Here is a 14,825-nt window from a genome sequence, read left to right on the forward strand (position 1 = left end):
AATCAAAATATTTTTTCGTTTTTTGATATATATTTATTAATTTTTATAGTAAATTATTTTTATTAAAAAATATACACGGGATGTAATATGTATAAGTTTATCACATTCATAACATTTATAACTTTATCTTTCCTGAATTATATAGTAAAAGCTGATAGTAAAAGTATTAATCTCATCCCTTTACCACAAAAAGTTGATATTCAAAAAGGAGAATTCATTCTTGAAAGCAACACTAAGTTAATTTGCAATAACAATACACTTGCTAACTACTTTATCCAGAAAATTCAAGAATTTACCGGAATCACAATTAAACCTGATAACACCAATCCAATTAATAAAATTGTTCTGGAATTAGATAATTCAATAAAACCAGAAAATAAAGAAGCATATATTTTATCGATTACAGAAAAAGAGATTAAAATCATTTCTTCAGATTATGAAGGCATATTTAGAGGGATGCAAACTTTATTTCAATTAATTCCTTATGAATATAAAATCCGAAAAGATGGAAGTCCAGTTAAACTAATTTCATGTATAATTGAAGACGAACCAAGATTTAAATGGAGAGGATTAAATCTGGATTGCAGTCGTCACTTTATGACAAAAGACTTTATTAAAAGATATATCGACATTCTTGCATATTACAAATTCAATACCTTACACTGGCATTTAACTGATGACCAGGGATGGAGAATTGAAATTAAAAAGTATCCAAAACTAACTGAAATAGGTGCATGGAGAAAAGAAGCTGATGGCTCTATTTATGGAGGTTATTATACTCAAGAAGATATAAAAGAAATAATTGATTATGCAAAAAGCAGATTTATTAATATAGTTCCTGAAATTGAAATGCCGGGACATTGTCTTGCATCATTAGCTGCGTATCCCGAAAACTCCTGCACTGGTGGTCCTTTTGAAGTTACTAATCTTTGGGGCGTTATGAAAGATGTTTATTGTGCAGGAAGAGATTCGACATTTTATTTTTTACAGGATATTCTTGATGAAGTCATTCAATTATTCCCCGGTGAATATATTCATATTGGTGGCGACGAAGTTTTAAAAGATAGATGGAAAGAATGCCCGAGATGTCAATTAAGAATAAAACAGGAAGGACTTAAAGATGAACATGAACTTCAAAGTTATTTTATTCAACGAATTGTAAATTATCTTCAATCAAAAAATAAAAAAGCAATTGGCTGGGATGAAATTCTCGAAGGTGGTCTTGCAAAAGGTGCTATAGTCCAATCATGGCGTGGATATAAAGGAGCGATTGATGCAGCTAAATTAAAACACTTTACAATTTGCTCTCCTACTTCACATACTTATTTAAATTACGATCCAGATAATCTTGATTTGCAAATTGCTTATTCATTTGAACCTGTACCTGATGAACTAAATGATGAAGAAAAAAAATTTATACTCGGTGGCGAAGCAAATTTATGGACTGAATATGCTCCACAAGAAACTGTCGATAGTAAATTATTCCCAAGAATATTAGCACTTTCAGAAGTTTTCTGGACTTTACCAGAAAATAAAAATTATGAGAATTTTTACAATCGTCTCCAAACTACATACTCAGATTTAAATGCTCTGGGCATCCAATACGGAAGAGAATCAAAAATCATTACATACAATATTGATTATAATGATTCAAGAAATAATTTTATCCTTACATTAAAACCAAATCAAAAAAATCTTCAGATAAGATACTCACTTAATGGTAATACTCTGGATTCAAATTCACCACTTTATAAAGATCCTATAATTATTAATAAATCAACTAAAGTAACTGTTGGTGGATTTTTAGATGGTCATTATATCAATAAAAAAATTGAATTCTCATTTGCATTTCATAAAGCACTGAAAGGAAAAGTAAATTACATTAATAAATATGACTTAAGATATAGAGCAAACGAAGAGAAAACTTTAACTGATGGCATCGTTGGAACAATTGATTTTCATGATGGTCTATGGCAGGGATTTGAAGGAGAAGATTTCGAAGTGATTATAGATTTAAATTCAGAAAAAGAAATTACTAAAGTTGTACCAAGATTTTTCTTAAATGTAAACTCATGGATCTTTCTTCCCAGTAAAGTAGAAATTTCTCTTTCAAAAGATGGGATTAATTTTGAAAATAAGAAGTTAATTATAAATGAAATCCCGCAAAAAACTTCTGAAATTTTAATAAAAGATTTTGTTGCAGATTATAATAAAGTAAAAGCAAGATATATAAAAGTATTTGCTGAAAATATTAAGAAATGTCCCGACTGGCATCCAGGTGCTGGAGATAAAACCTGGCTTTTTATTGACGAAATTATTGTAGAATAAATTGCAATCTGATAATGAAAACAAATTTTAAAATATTCTTATACATTTCAATTTTTGTATCTACTAACCTTTTAGCATCTAATAAACTTCATCTTGTAACTAATGGTAAGAGTGATTATAAAATTGTTATATCAAGTTCAGCATCATACTGGGATTCACTCTCAGCTTCTGAATTAAAAAAATATATCTTTGAAATATCAGGAGCTATAATACCTATTGTTAACGACGAGAGTCCAATTCTACAAAGAGAAATCATAATCGGAAAAAATAAACATTCAACAAATGTGGATACATCAGGTATAAAGTATGATGGATTCATAATAAAAACAGAAAATGAAAAATTATATTTTATTGGTGGAAAGAGAAAAGGAACATTAAATGCCATTTATACATTTCTGGAAAGATTTCTTGGCTGTAGAATGTACTCATCTACTTTTAAAAAAATTCCTTCTCAAAAAACTATTACATTGCCTTCAATAAACATTTTAGAAAATCCAGCTTTTGAATATAGAGATATTTACTATTATGAAACCAGTAATGATGAATATTGTAGATGGCATAAGCTTGTTGATTCTGAAGACAAAAAAATATGGGGATTGTTTGTACACACTTTTCAGACACTTTTACCAGCCGATCAATATTTTGAAAAGCATCCAGAATATTTTGCATTACGTGGAAATATACGTGTACCAGAACAATTATGTTTGAGCAATCCAGATGTATTGAAAATTGTTATTGAAAATCTTAAAAAAAGAATGGCAGAAAATCCCGATGCAAAAATCTGGTCTGTCTCTCAAAACGATAATTATTCTTTCTGCCAGTGTAAAGAATGCAGTAGAATCGACAGCATTGAAAATTCTCCATCTGGTTCAATTATTAATTTCGTAAATAAAATTGCTAAAGAATTTCCAGATAAAATAATTTCAACTCTGGCATATCAATATAGTCGCAAACCACCTGTAAATATAAAACCAGAAAAAAATGTTAACATAATGCTCTGTACAATTGAATGTTATAGAACAAAGCCACTTAATGATAAATCAGATTCAACAAATTCAAGTTTTATAGAAGATTTTAAAGGATGGACAGGATTAACCAATAACATTTTTCTCTGGGATTATGTGGTTCAATTCTCAAATTTAATTAGTCCATTTCCAAACTTTCATATTCTTCAACCAAATATTCAATTATTTGCCAAACACAAAATCAAAATGATGTTTCAACAAGGAGCTGGTAAACGAAATGCAACAGAATTTGGCGAACTTAGAACATATCTTATCGCTAAACTTTTGTGGAATCCTTATGTAAATATCGATTCTGTTATGAATGATTTTCTTGATGGATATTATGGTAAAGCTGGAAAGTTTATAAGAGAATACATAGACTTAATGCAGAATGCATTAATTAAATCAGGTCATAATCTTTGGATTTACAGTAATCCCGTTGAACAGATGAAATATTTCTTAACACCAGAATTAATGAAACGATATCAAGATATTTTTGACAGAGCCGAAAAATCTGTGATGAATCAAAAAGATTTTCTTAGAAGAATTAAAATTGCTCGACTCCCATTAATTTATGCAGAACTTGAACAAGCAAAGGCAACTGCACACACAAAAAATAAATTAGTAATAAAAAAAGCTAATAATAAATATGAACCTAATCCTTACATTTTTAATTTATTAAATCAATTTGAAAAAACAACCGCTCCGCTCAAAGATGTATTTTTAAATGAATCTGGCTTAACTCCCGAAAAATATATTTCAAGCTATAAATCAATTGTTTCTAAAACAATGTATAATCCACTTGCTTTAAATAAACCTGTAAAGTTTTTAAAAATACCAGACTGGGATAAATATCCTGCTAATAGAGAAAAATCATTAACAGATGGAATTCGTGGTGATGAAGATCATAAATTCAACTGGACTGGTTTCGAAGGAAATGATATGGAAGTAATAGTAGATTTACAAAAAATTACAGTTGTAAAAAAAGTAAGTATCGCTTTTTTACAAAATGTTTTTTCATGGATTTTTCTTCCAGAAAAAATTGAAGTAAGTTATTCTGAAGATGGAATAAATTTTCTACCTGTAAAAGAAATAATTAACACAACCCCTGCTACCAAAGATGAATTAAAATCACCAATTTTTGCTTTTATAAAAAATTTTGTTATTGAATTTGAACCAATGAATGTTAGATATATCAAGATATTTGCAAAAAGTATTAAAACCTGTCCACAATGGCACCCTGGTTATCCTGATAAAGCATGGATTTTTACAGATGAAATTGTAATCGAATAAAATAATTAAGGATTAATTATGGCAGAAGAAAAAAAAGAATCTTTACATGCTGGTGCTGTAGAAATTGAAAAAGCAATTAAGGAATATTATCCCGAAACAGATCCACTGGTTCTAAAAAAATTAGAAGAATGGAAGAAATTAAAATTTGGTTTACTTGTTCATTGGGCTCCTTCAAGTCAATGGGGAATTGTTGAATCATGGTCATTATGTTCAGAAGATGAAGAATGGTGCAAAAGAAAAATTGAAGACTATTGTGAATACAAAAAGCAATATGAAAATTTAATGACAACTTTTAATCCTGTAAAATTCGATCCTGCTAAATGGGCAGAAGCTGCTAAAGATGCTGGTATGAAATATTTTGTATTCACCACAAAACATCACGATGGATTCTGTATGTTCGATACTAAATTTACTGATTATAAAATTACAAGTAATAGATGCCCTTTTCACAAAAATAGAAATGCTAATATTACAAAAGTCTTATTTGAAGAATTCAGAAAAAGAGATTTTATGATTGGAGTTTATTTTTCCAAACCTGACTGGCACTCAGATTATTACTGGTGGAGAAGATTTGCAACTCCAGATCGAAATGTTAATTATGATATTTCAAAATATCCAGACAGATGGCAAAAGTTTGTTGAATTTACTCACAATCAAATTGAAGAATTGATGACTGATTATGGAAGAATAGATATTCTCTGGCTCGATGGATGCTGGGTTCGAAAATACACAGAAAAAGAATTAGAAGAAGAAAGAAAAAAATCGAACTTTAATATTTACAGGATACAAAACCAGGATATAAATATGCCTTTGCTGGTAAAAAAAGCAAGAACAAAACAACCTGGATTAATTGTTGTTGATCGTGCAGTTCCTGGAATTTATCAAAATTATCTTACACCGGAAAACCAAATTCCAGATGAACATCTTCCCTATCCATGGGAAACATGTATGCCTATGACACCAAGCTGGTCTTATGAACCAGGATTAGAATATAAATCGACAAGAAAATTAATTCATTCATTAATTCAGATTGTTGCACGTGGTGGTAATTTTTTACTTGGAATAGGTGCAAAACCTGATGGTGATTTTGAAGACTCAGCTTATCAAAGATTAAAGGAAATTGGTAATTGGATAAAAATAAATGGCGAAGCTATTTATAATTCATCACCACTATATCCATATCAAGAAGGAAAAATCTACTTTACAGAAGTATCGGATAAAATAAATTATATGTTCTATCTTATTGATGAAAATGAATCTGTATTACCCGAAAAAATAATTTTAAATAAGTTCATTCCAAAAAAAGCATCGTTAATTTCGATTCTTGGTGAACATCAAAAACCAAGCTGGATAATAAGAAAAAATCAAACTATAATTTATCTGCCAGAAGAAATACGATATAATTCGAATCATAAATTTGCAATAACATTTAAAATCATAAATCCTTAATTAGATATGAAAAAAATATTCTTATTTATATCATTTTTATTAACGTGCATTAATGCACAACAAATTAAAAAAGAATTACCTGAAAACATTAAAATAATTTTACCTACTGATACAAAAGAAGATATTATAAGAAAAGCTGCCAATGTAATACCAGCAACAAGACAGTTTGAATGGCAGAAACTTGAATTTATTGGTTTTATTCATTTTGGTATCAACACTTTTATGGATGTGGAATGGGGAATCAGAGATGCTGATATTTCAAAATTTAATCCTGAAAAACTCGATTGCAATCAATGGGTAAAAGTATTAAAAGATGCTGGTATTAAAATGGTCATTCTTACAGCAAAACATCATGATGGATTCTGTTTATGGCCCAGTAAATACACAGATTATAATATTTCTAAAACACCTTATAAAAATGGTAAAGGTGATATTGTAAAAGAACTATCTGATGCCTGTAGAAGATTTGGATTGAAATTTGGGATTTATCTTTCACCATGGGATATGCATGAAAAAACTTATGGAACACCAGATTATAACCAATTCTTTATGAATCAATTGAGAGAATTACTTACAAACTATGGTAAAATTTCAGAAGTATGGTTTGATGGTGCATGCGGTGAACCAAATTGTAAAAAAGAAATCTATGATTGGAATTCATATTATAAATTAATAAGAGAATTACAACCTGATGCTGTAATTGCAATTATGGGTCCCGATGTAAGATGGGTTGGGACAGAATCTGGTTATGGAAGAAAAACAGAATGGAGCGTATTGCCTGGCTCATTCCAAAATTTAGATAATATTGCTGCTAACTCACAACAAAAAGCAATTGATGGTGCTTTCATTCCTAAAGATCTTACCGATGAAGATCTGGGAAGTAGAGATAAAATTTTTAATGCTTCAACTCTTATCTGGTATCCTGCAGAAATTGATGTATCCATACGACCAAGATGGTTCTATCATAAAGAAGATGATGAATTTGTAAAATCGCCATATAAATTATTTGATATCTACTTTAATTCAGTAGGATTGAATGGAGTTTTGTTATTAAATATTCCACCAGATAAAAATGGTTTGATTCATGAAAATGACATTAAAAGTTTGAAAGGCTTAAGATATTTACTGGACAAAACTTTTGATGTTAACTTAGCTAAAAATGCCAGGATAAAAGCATCGAATGAATTAAAAAATCATAATGCAAAAAATATTCTTGATAATAACTATAACACTTACTGGACTACTGAAGACACAATTCAATCAGCATGGATTGAATTAACCTTCCCTAAAAAGATAAAGTTTAATTGTGCAATGTTACAGGAAAATATCTTAATAGGTCAACGAATTGAAAAATTTCATATTGAAAGCTGGAGTAGTTCATCCTGGCAAAAAATTGCTGAAGGAACTACAGTAGGATACAAAAGATTATTAAGATTTCCTGAAGTTACCACCAACAAAATTAGAATTGTAATTGAACAATCAAGAACAAATCCTACACTTTCATCTTTCGGATTATACTTAACTCCACCTGAATTATCAATAAAATCGACAAATAAAATTTTCAAAGATCATACTGTAATTACAATCTCATCAGACCAGAAAGACACAAAAATTTTTTATAAACTCAATAATGAAAAAAGATTTAAAAAATACATAAATCAAATTGTAGTTAATAAAAAAACAAAAGTAACTGCATATGCTATTTCAAAAAATGGTAAAAAGAGTTTACCATTTGAAGAAACTTTTTATAAAGCAAAATATAATATCATTAACAATTCAAAATATGATGATAAATACAGTGCAAATGGTTTATATGCATTAGTTGATGGAGCTTATGGAACAACAAATTTTAATGATGGTAAATGGCAGGGATATCATGGTAATGACATTGACATAATTATTGACCTGGAAGAAGTGAAAAATTTGAAATCAGTATCTGTAAATTTTTTAAGAAATATTCCTGCTTATATTTTTCTTCCCCAGGAAGTTATTATTTCTGTTTCAAACGATGGAAAAAATTATGAAACTGTTTATAGCTTTAAAGAAGAACTGAAGAATGAAAATGAGACTATAATAAAAAGTTACAAAGCTGAATTTGAAAACATTAAATGCAAATACATAAAACTCTATGCTAAAAACATAGGCACCTGTCCAGAGTGGCACACTGGAAAAGGCGATAAAGCTTGGTTATTTATTGATGAAATTACAATTGAATAATTATTAAATCTTATCAGGTACTTCTGATTTGTTTAAAAACGACAAACCATAATAAAGTATAATTATAAAACTAATAAGCGGAATTATATAAGAAGTATTTATACTTCCTGTTAAATCGGATACCAATCCTTGAACTGCAGTTAAAACAGCTCCACCTAAAATTGCCATAATCAATCCAGAGCTTCCAATTTTTGTATCTTCATTTAATTCTTGAATAGCAAGACCAAATATAGTTGGAAACATTAAAGACATACATGCAGATATTAGAACTAATGAATAAACACCAAATATTCCACCTGAAAAAATTACAATGCTTGTAAACAAGATAGCTAAAAACGACAATAATGATAATAGTTTACTCGGCTGCAGATATTTCATTAAACCAGTGCAAAGAAATCGAAATGCACCGAATAGAATTAACGAAGCTAAATAATAAGTTGCAGCATCTTTCTCATTTAAATTCAATTCCTTCATAACATATCTAATTGTAAAAGACCAGACTCCAATTTGAGCTCCCACATAAAAAAATTGTGCAATAACTCCCTTTAAATAATTTTTCCTTTTAAGAAGGCGTTTAAATGTTTTTACAATTTCTATATTTGTTGATTCATCGGAACCTGCAGGCATTTTTAATACTGCAATTAAAATCCAGATAACAATAAGAATTAAAGCAACACCAACATAAGGTCCCATTACAGCTTCTAATTCTTCCGATTGAATTTTTTCTAATTGTTCTGGTGACATTAATTTTCTTTCTAAAGCATTCGCACGATTTAAGTTACTTAAAATAAATAGTTGACTAATTAATATTCCAGAAATTGAACCAATTGGATTAAAAGATTGTGCTAAGTTTAATCTTCGAGTACCTGTTTCTTCTGGTCCCATTGCAATTATATATGGATTAGCAGAAGTTTCTAAAATTGATAATCCTCCAGCAAGAACATACAATGCAAATAAAAAGTGATAATAATTCATTGTTTTACTTGCCGGGTAAAACATTAAAGCTCCAATAATATATAATCCAAGACCCAGCAAAACTCCCGATTTGTAACTATACTTTTTAATAAAAATTGCAGCTGGCAATGCTAAACAAAAGTAAGCACCATAAAATGCAATTTGAATCCATGAAGTTTGAAAGTCGGACATACTCATAATTTTCTTAAAAGCTGCGAGCAAAGTATCGGTCATATTATTAGCAAGTCCCCACCATGCAAAACAGCTTGTAACTAAAATAAAAGGGATTAAATTTTTTTTAGGTACGAGTTGATATTTTTCTTTCATATCTATCCAGTTTATAATTATTTCTTTATTATCAAAAATTTAGATTCATGTGGATTTAATTTTAGATTATAGATTCTCTTTTTTAAATGTCCTGTTACATTAGATAAATAAATTTTATAACTATCTGGAATTTTTATATTAACATTTTTGCCATCGATCTCTCTTATCAAGATAAATAAAGCATTTTCTTCACGCAGAGGTAAAATATGTGGCACAGTTACATTTGAAATATTGCCGATAAAATCAATTTTATTTTTACTATTAGTCTGTAGTATATCGTTAATTTTACTATCAGATTTTGAGGGAGGTATCACAAATCCTATCAAAGGTAATTGAATATTTTCACCAAATAATTCAGCATAATTGATAGATGTATCTTTCGTAGATGTAAATGAAAATTGCCAGCTAAGTTCTCCTTCTTCCCAGGCTTTAAAATTTGTACCCCAGTAATTATTATATGGCCATGCATAAATGTGTGTCGTTTCAGGTTTTGCTAATGGATTAAATCTACCTGTATTAATATTTCCAAATTGCATTAATGGACAGTCAGGAGAAGATAAAATTATTTGATACTGATTATTACGAACTGTAACATAATTTTGTACTGTATTCCAGTCATTCGAAGTGCCTTCTAATTGATCGGTTGATGCTTTTAAAAAATTCCCCTGTAAATTGAAATAAATATTTCCACCATCAAGTTTAAATGGAAATGCAATATATATTGATTCTGGTTTTAATATTCTGGTTTTATTAATTGTATAGACCATATCAATCTTTTTCGTGGTATTATATAATCTAATATCAATTGATACTTTTTCTGAATCAGATGTAAATCCACTCAAAGTTATGCTTTTCCAGATTGAATTATTATTAATCGATTCTATATTAATTTTCTTCAAAGTTTCTCTTTTAAATTCTCCGAGTCTATACAATTCCAGATTTTGTCTGTCAGATAGAAATTCTTTTAAGAAAGTACCAAAACCCCATGAATTATTTTTATCAACAAGCTCGAGATTATATTCTTTATCAATTATGTGTTTAATTTCACCTGTTTTATCATCAATCTCAATATAATAGTAATCATTTTCCAGGATATTAGTTTTTGGCAATAAATTATTTTTCAATAAAGACTCTTTCAATAATAAATTAAAAGTTTTCCAGCTATAAGGTGGAATATTATCGACCCAGATTTTTACATAAGAACCTTCAGCAATTTGTTTTATTATTTCTGCATTTAATTGTTTCCCATTATCATCTGTAAACAAAAAAGATTTTGATAATGGTAAAAATTGTTTATCAATAAAAACTTCAACTTCAGTAGATCTTGTATGATTTGAAGTATTAAAAACTACGACTTTACAATTTTCAGATTTTTTTATTAGAGGCAAAAATAAACTCAAAGATTTTTGTTTTAATAAATAAGTTCTCCAGTTTGCCTGCCATGCAAAAGATGATTTTGTTAACCATTGTTCTAAAGAATTTTTTGTAAATGGATCTGAAATACTTTCAGCAGCTCCAAATGTATGTTCTCCGTAAAAAAGTAATTGTTCCTGGATTTCTCGAATTTCATCAAACAAATTATCAGGTATTTTAAGATTATAAAGCTTAGCAATAGATAATAGACCCTGAGTTGCAAGTAACTGTTTTTGAGTTTTGATAGCAATTGCAGTTTCTCTTGGTGCAGAAGCAAATCCATCAGTCCACCAATCTAACCATGCTAACCTGTATACTTTCAAATGATGTGAATATTTTTTTTCAATAACATTTAGAAATTGTGAAATTGTAGATAATCTTAGTTTTGGCCATGCATATTTTTCATTCCATAATTTTACTATGTCACTTGACATCATCGAAGGAGGAGAATTATCTGTATGATAACCACTGAATTGCATTTCAATTTCATTAAATGGATAACCACTCTGTAACAATTGTTCAATATATTTAAACAATTCATCTTCAACATATTGAATATCTCCAGCTGAATTTGAAACAAAATTTGCGGACATATAATGATCAGCTCTAAATGCTAATAATTTTTTACCTGAACGTGATTCCCAATAAAAAGGTGTTGGATATTTGAAAGGTTTTAATGCACGAGCAGTGTTTACTCCCATCGATAAATACTTTATTCCTATATCACTTAAATAATCCACATAAGTCCAAGAGACACCATTAACATCATCTTGCATAGCAGTGCGAATAGGAAATCCTGCAGCAACTATATTTTTCAAAGGTTCAAGAGAAGCCACCAGCATATTTTCATCTAAAATTTCACTCAAATTAAAAGGGAGAGCTGTTAATTCTATTCTCCCTTCTTTAAATCGCTTTTTTAATTTTTCAATTCGATCATTAGGGCGGCTATTTAAATATTCTTGCACAGGAAATGCTACTTCGCAAGTCCAGTGAAATTTTGCTTCTTCGGGATATGAATCTGTTAAATCACAATAATCAAGTGCTAAATCTATATATCGTAAATGTTCTGCTAAAATTTCGTGTTGAGGTCTTGTATAACCAATATCTGTATGAGAGTGTTGAACTAAAAATATTTCCAGTTTTTTTACTGGATTTCTAATAAAGGAACTTTCTAAAATTTTATTATCAAAATAAATTTTAAACTGTTCTGATCTGGTTTCCTTAATTTCTGGTAATAAAATATCGAATTGATTAAAGCCATAAGTAGCAGATGTATCAATCTTCACTTCTGAAGAAACTATTGAGACATTTGTCTTATCTCCTAAATAAACAAATGTGAGTTTAACTGGTTGTTTTAATTCGTTATTAATTTTTACCAGAGCTGGAAAAGGTTTTACAATTAATTCATTTTTAATTTGATACTCATAAACCATTACCCAGGCTCTACTTTCTCTTTTGTGTCCTTTAATAGAAAGTTTAATCTGCTTATTATTTTTTATTACATCACTATCAACACATAACTGCATTATTCCAAATCGATCATTACTTTTATCAACCATTAGTGAACGAAAACTCAATTGACTTTTATATTTTCCTGTTACCGTCCATAATTCTTTATCCCAGGAAAAAAAGGTCAAAAGAGAATCATCATTTAAGTATAGAGTAAATGGTTGTTCTCCTAAATTGCATCCCAGACCAGATAACCAGATGAATGTAATTTTATCACTCTTCGAATTTTGTATTTCATCAGTCATCCAGCTAATAATCATATTTCCATCAGTAGCTCTTGATATGAGAGCTTTTGTTGCGTATGGATGTGGTGAATGATATTCTATTTCTGGACCAGAGATTGCTTTACTAAAACCATTAATAAAATTCTGTCCGTAGCTTAAATGAATAGTTATTATAAGCAAGATTATTATTCTTATAAACATTAAATAATCTCCTCAAATCAAATTAAATTTATGAATAAAGGGGGCCAAAATTTTTACAAGCTCTAAAATCTGCACCTTCTAAATCAGAGGTACCAAATGCATTCCAAACACTTGGTCTAAAAATTCTTTCTCTTGGAACATTATGCATATAAACTGGAATTCTTAACATAGAAGCAAGAGTAATTAATTTATCTCCTATATGACCATAAGATACAGCAGCATGATTTGCACCCCAGTTTAACATAACAGAATAAACATCTTTAAATACACCTTCACCATTTAAATTTGGAACAAACCATGTTGTTGGCCATGTTGGATTTGTTCTTTCCTGTAAAATTTTATCTACATCTTCCGGTAATTCGACAGTATAACCTTCTGCAAGTTGTAAGACTGGTCCCAATCCTTTAATCAAATTAATTCTGCTAATAGTAACAGGCATGTTACCTTCGGTTAAGAATTGAGATGAAAATCCTCCACCTCTAAAATATTCTTTAATTGCAGCACACCATTTAGTTGCATATAAACAATCTTCCATTTCTTTTTCGGAAATTTCCCAGAATGGTTTTATTGCTGGTTTATCATCAATTCGTTGTTTTCCAGTTCCATCAAGAGCTGAAGAACCTGAATTTATTAAATGAATTATTCCATTACTTGCCAGACCTTCTAATTTTTTCCCTGTTACTCGTTTGATTGAATCGGGACTCCAGTACGATCTCACATCAGAAAAAATTTGTGCAGTATTGGTTAGTAAATGACCAAATAGCATTGCAACACCATTTAAGCTATCGTTTTCTGTAGCAACAATAAAAGGTTGTCTGATTCCATTCCAATCAAAAGAAGAATTTAAAATGGCTTCTGTGAAATCACCATTTGGCATAAAATCGGTCCATTGTCTTTGTCCCTGAAACCCAGCAATTAAAGCATTATGACCATTTGATTCTTCAATAAAACCTAATTCAGCAAGTTTTTTATTCCCTATCATCAGGTCTCGTAAAATAATTGTCATTTTAATAATTGTTTCCCATTCGTATCGTTTTCTTTCTGGTGATGATTTTTCGGAATTATAATCTTTTCCTTCGATACAATATTTTTCTACCCATTTTAATGCAATTTGAAATTCTTCTTCATCATAAATTTTTTTATCAATTCTACGAATCAATTCACTCATATCTACAAATTCAGTTCGCATTCCCAGATAGTCATTAAAAAAGTGAGTATCTACAATTGAACCTGCAATACCCATTGAAACAGAACCAACTGACAAATATGATTTCCCTTTCATTTCTGCAACAGCAAGCGCAGCTTTAGTAAATAACAATAATTTTTGTTTAACATCTTCTGGAATTGATTCATCATCTTTATCTTGAATATCTTTTCCATAAATTCCAAATGCTGGAATTCCATATTGATTATAACCAGCTAAAGCAGCAGCCAGATAAACTGCTCCAGGTCTTTCGGTGCCATTAAATCCCCACACTGCTTTTGGAATTAGTGGATCAGAGTCCATAACTTCTGTACCATAACACCAGCATGGAGTAACTGTTATAGAAACACCAACATTATTTTTCTTAAATAATTCGGCACATTCTGCAGCTTCTGCAACTCCACCTATACAAAAATCGGGGATTACACATTCTACTTTTAATCCATTTGGATGCCGTAAATTTTCCTGAATTAATTTTGCTGTGTTCTTAGCCATTTGCATAGTTTGATTTTCAAGAGATTCTCTCACTCCTTCTCGTCTTCCATCAATAACAGGTCGAATACCAACTTTTGGCATTTCACTTTTATACCTATTTACAAAATGATAATTAATCATATGGCACCTCAAGTATTTAATTTATATGAAATATTTTAATTCTCTAATTTCTTAAATAAACTTTATCCAATATCTGTTATTAAATTA

Annotated in this window: 7 protein-coding genes; 4 read left to right on the forward strand and 3 right to left on the reverse strand. The window is 29.5% G+C overall.

From position 1 onward, the window contains the following. Nucleotides 1–87 precede the first annotated feature (87 nt). The 4 genes from VJY38_RS00990 to VJY38_RS01005 are packed head-to-tail and all read left to right on the forward strand — an operon-like array spanning nucleotide 88 to nucleotide 8,291. Entirely contained in the window at nucleotides 88–2,328 is a 2,241-nt protein-coding gene (locus VJY38_RS00990) for a glycoside hydrolase family 20 protein (RefSeq protein ID WP_353678803.1), read from the forward strand. 14 nt (nucleotides 2,329–2,342) lie between these two features. Continuing rightward, nucleotides 2,343–4,625, forward strand: coding sequence for a glycoside hydrolase family 20 protein (locus tag VJY38_RS00995; RefSeq protein WP_353678804.1), 2,283 nt, complete (start codon nucleotides 2,343–2,345; stop codon nucleotides 4,623–4,625). Between the two features lie 18 nt (nucleotides 4,626–4,643). Then, nucleotides 4,644–6,074 carry an alpha-L-fucosidase gene (locus tag VJY38_RS01000; RefSeq protein ID WP_353678805.1) on the forward strand — a complete coding sequence of 477 codons (1,431 nt, stop codon included), beginning with the start codon at nucleotides 4,644–4,646 and terminating at the stop codon, nucleotides 6,072–6,074. Between the two features lie 6 nt (nucleotides 6,075–6,080). Then, entirely contained in the window at nucleotides 6,081–8,291 is a 2,211-nt protein-coding gene (locus VJY38_RS01005) for an alpha-L-fucosidase (RefSeq protein ID WP_353678806.1), read from the forward strand. A 3-nt stretch (nucleotides 8,292–8,294) separates the two neighbouring features. Here the strand turns inward: VJY38_RS01005 and fucP are convergent, their stop codons facing one another. Genes fucP through VJY38_RS01020 form a run of 3 tightly spaced genes read right to left on the reverse strand, consistent with a single transcriptional unit; the run spans nucleotide 8,295 to nucleotide 14,738 of the window. Further along, on the reverse strand, nucleotides 8,295–9,572 hold the full coding sequence (fucP, locus tag VJY38_RS01010) for an L-fucose:H+ symporter permease (protein WP_353678807.1): 1,278 nt from the start codon (nucleotides 9,570–9,572) through the stop codon (nucleotides 8,295–8,297). A 17-nt stretch (nucleotides 9,573–9,589) separates the two neighbouring features. Further along, nucleotides 9,590–12,919, reverse strand: a complete 3,330-nt coding sequence (locus VJY38_RS01015; RefSeq protein WP_353678808.1) for a glycoside hydrolase family 38 N-terminal domain-containing protein — start codon at nucleotides 12,917–12,919, stop codon at nucleotides 9,590–9,592. 28 nt (nucleotides 12,920–12,947) lie between these two features. Then, a complete protein-coding gene (locus VJY38_RS01020) occupies nucleotides 12,948–14,738 on the reverse strand; it encodes an L-fucose isomerase (RefSeq protein WP_353678809.1) in 1,791 nt (596 codons plus the stop codon). Between the last annotated feature and the right edge of the window lie 87 nt (nucleotides 14,739–14,825).

The sequence above is a fragment of the Rosettibacter firmus genome, assembly GCF_036860695.1.
GTDB lineage: Bacteria > Bacteroidota > Ignavibacteria > Ignavibacteriales > Melioribacteraceae > Rosettibacter > Rosettibacter firmus.

What these genes read in the sequence shown, in the direction of transcription:
- VJY38_RS00990 (WP_353678803.1), top strand. Translation starts at nt 88, where the DNA reads ATGTATAAGTTTATCACATTCATAACATTTATAACTTTATCTTTCCTG.
- VJY38_RS00995 (WP_353678804.1), top strand. Translation starts at nt 2,343, where the DNA reads ATGAAAACAAATTTTAAAATATTCTTATACATTTCAATTTTTGTATCT.
- VJY38_RS01000 (WP_353678805.1), top strand. Translation starts at nt 4,644, where the DNA reads ATGGCAGAAGAAAAAAAAGAATCTTTACATGCTGGTGCTGTAGAAATT.
- VJY38_RS01005 (WP_353678806.1), top strand. Translation starts at nt 6,081, where the DNA reads ATGAAAAAAATATTCTTATTTATATCATTTTTATTAACGTGCATTAAT.
- fucP (WP_353678807.1), bottom strand. Translation starts at nt 9,572, where the DNA reads ATGAAAGAAAAATATCAACTCGTACCTAAAAAAAATTTAATCCCTTTT.
- VJY38_RS01015 (WP_353678808.1), bottom strand. Translation starts at nt 12,919, where the DNA reads ATGTTTATAAGAATAATAATCTTGCTTATAATAACTATTCATTTAAGC.
- VJY38_RS01020 (WP_353678809.1), bottom strand. Translation starts at nt 14,738, where the DNA reads ATGATTAATTATCATTTTGTAAATAGGTATAAAAGTGAAATGCCAAAA.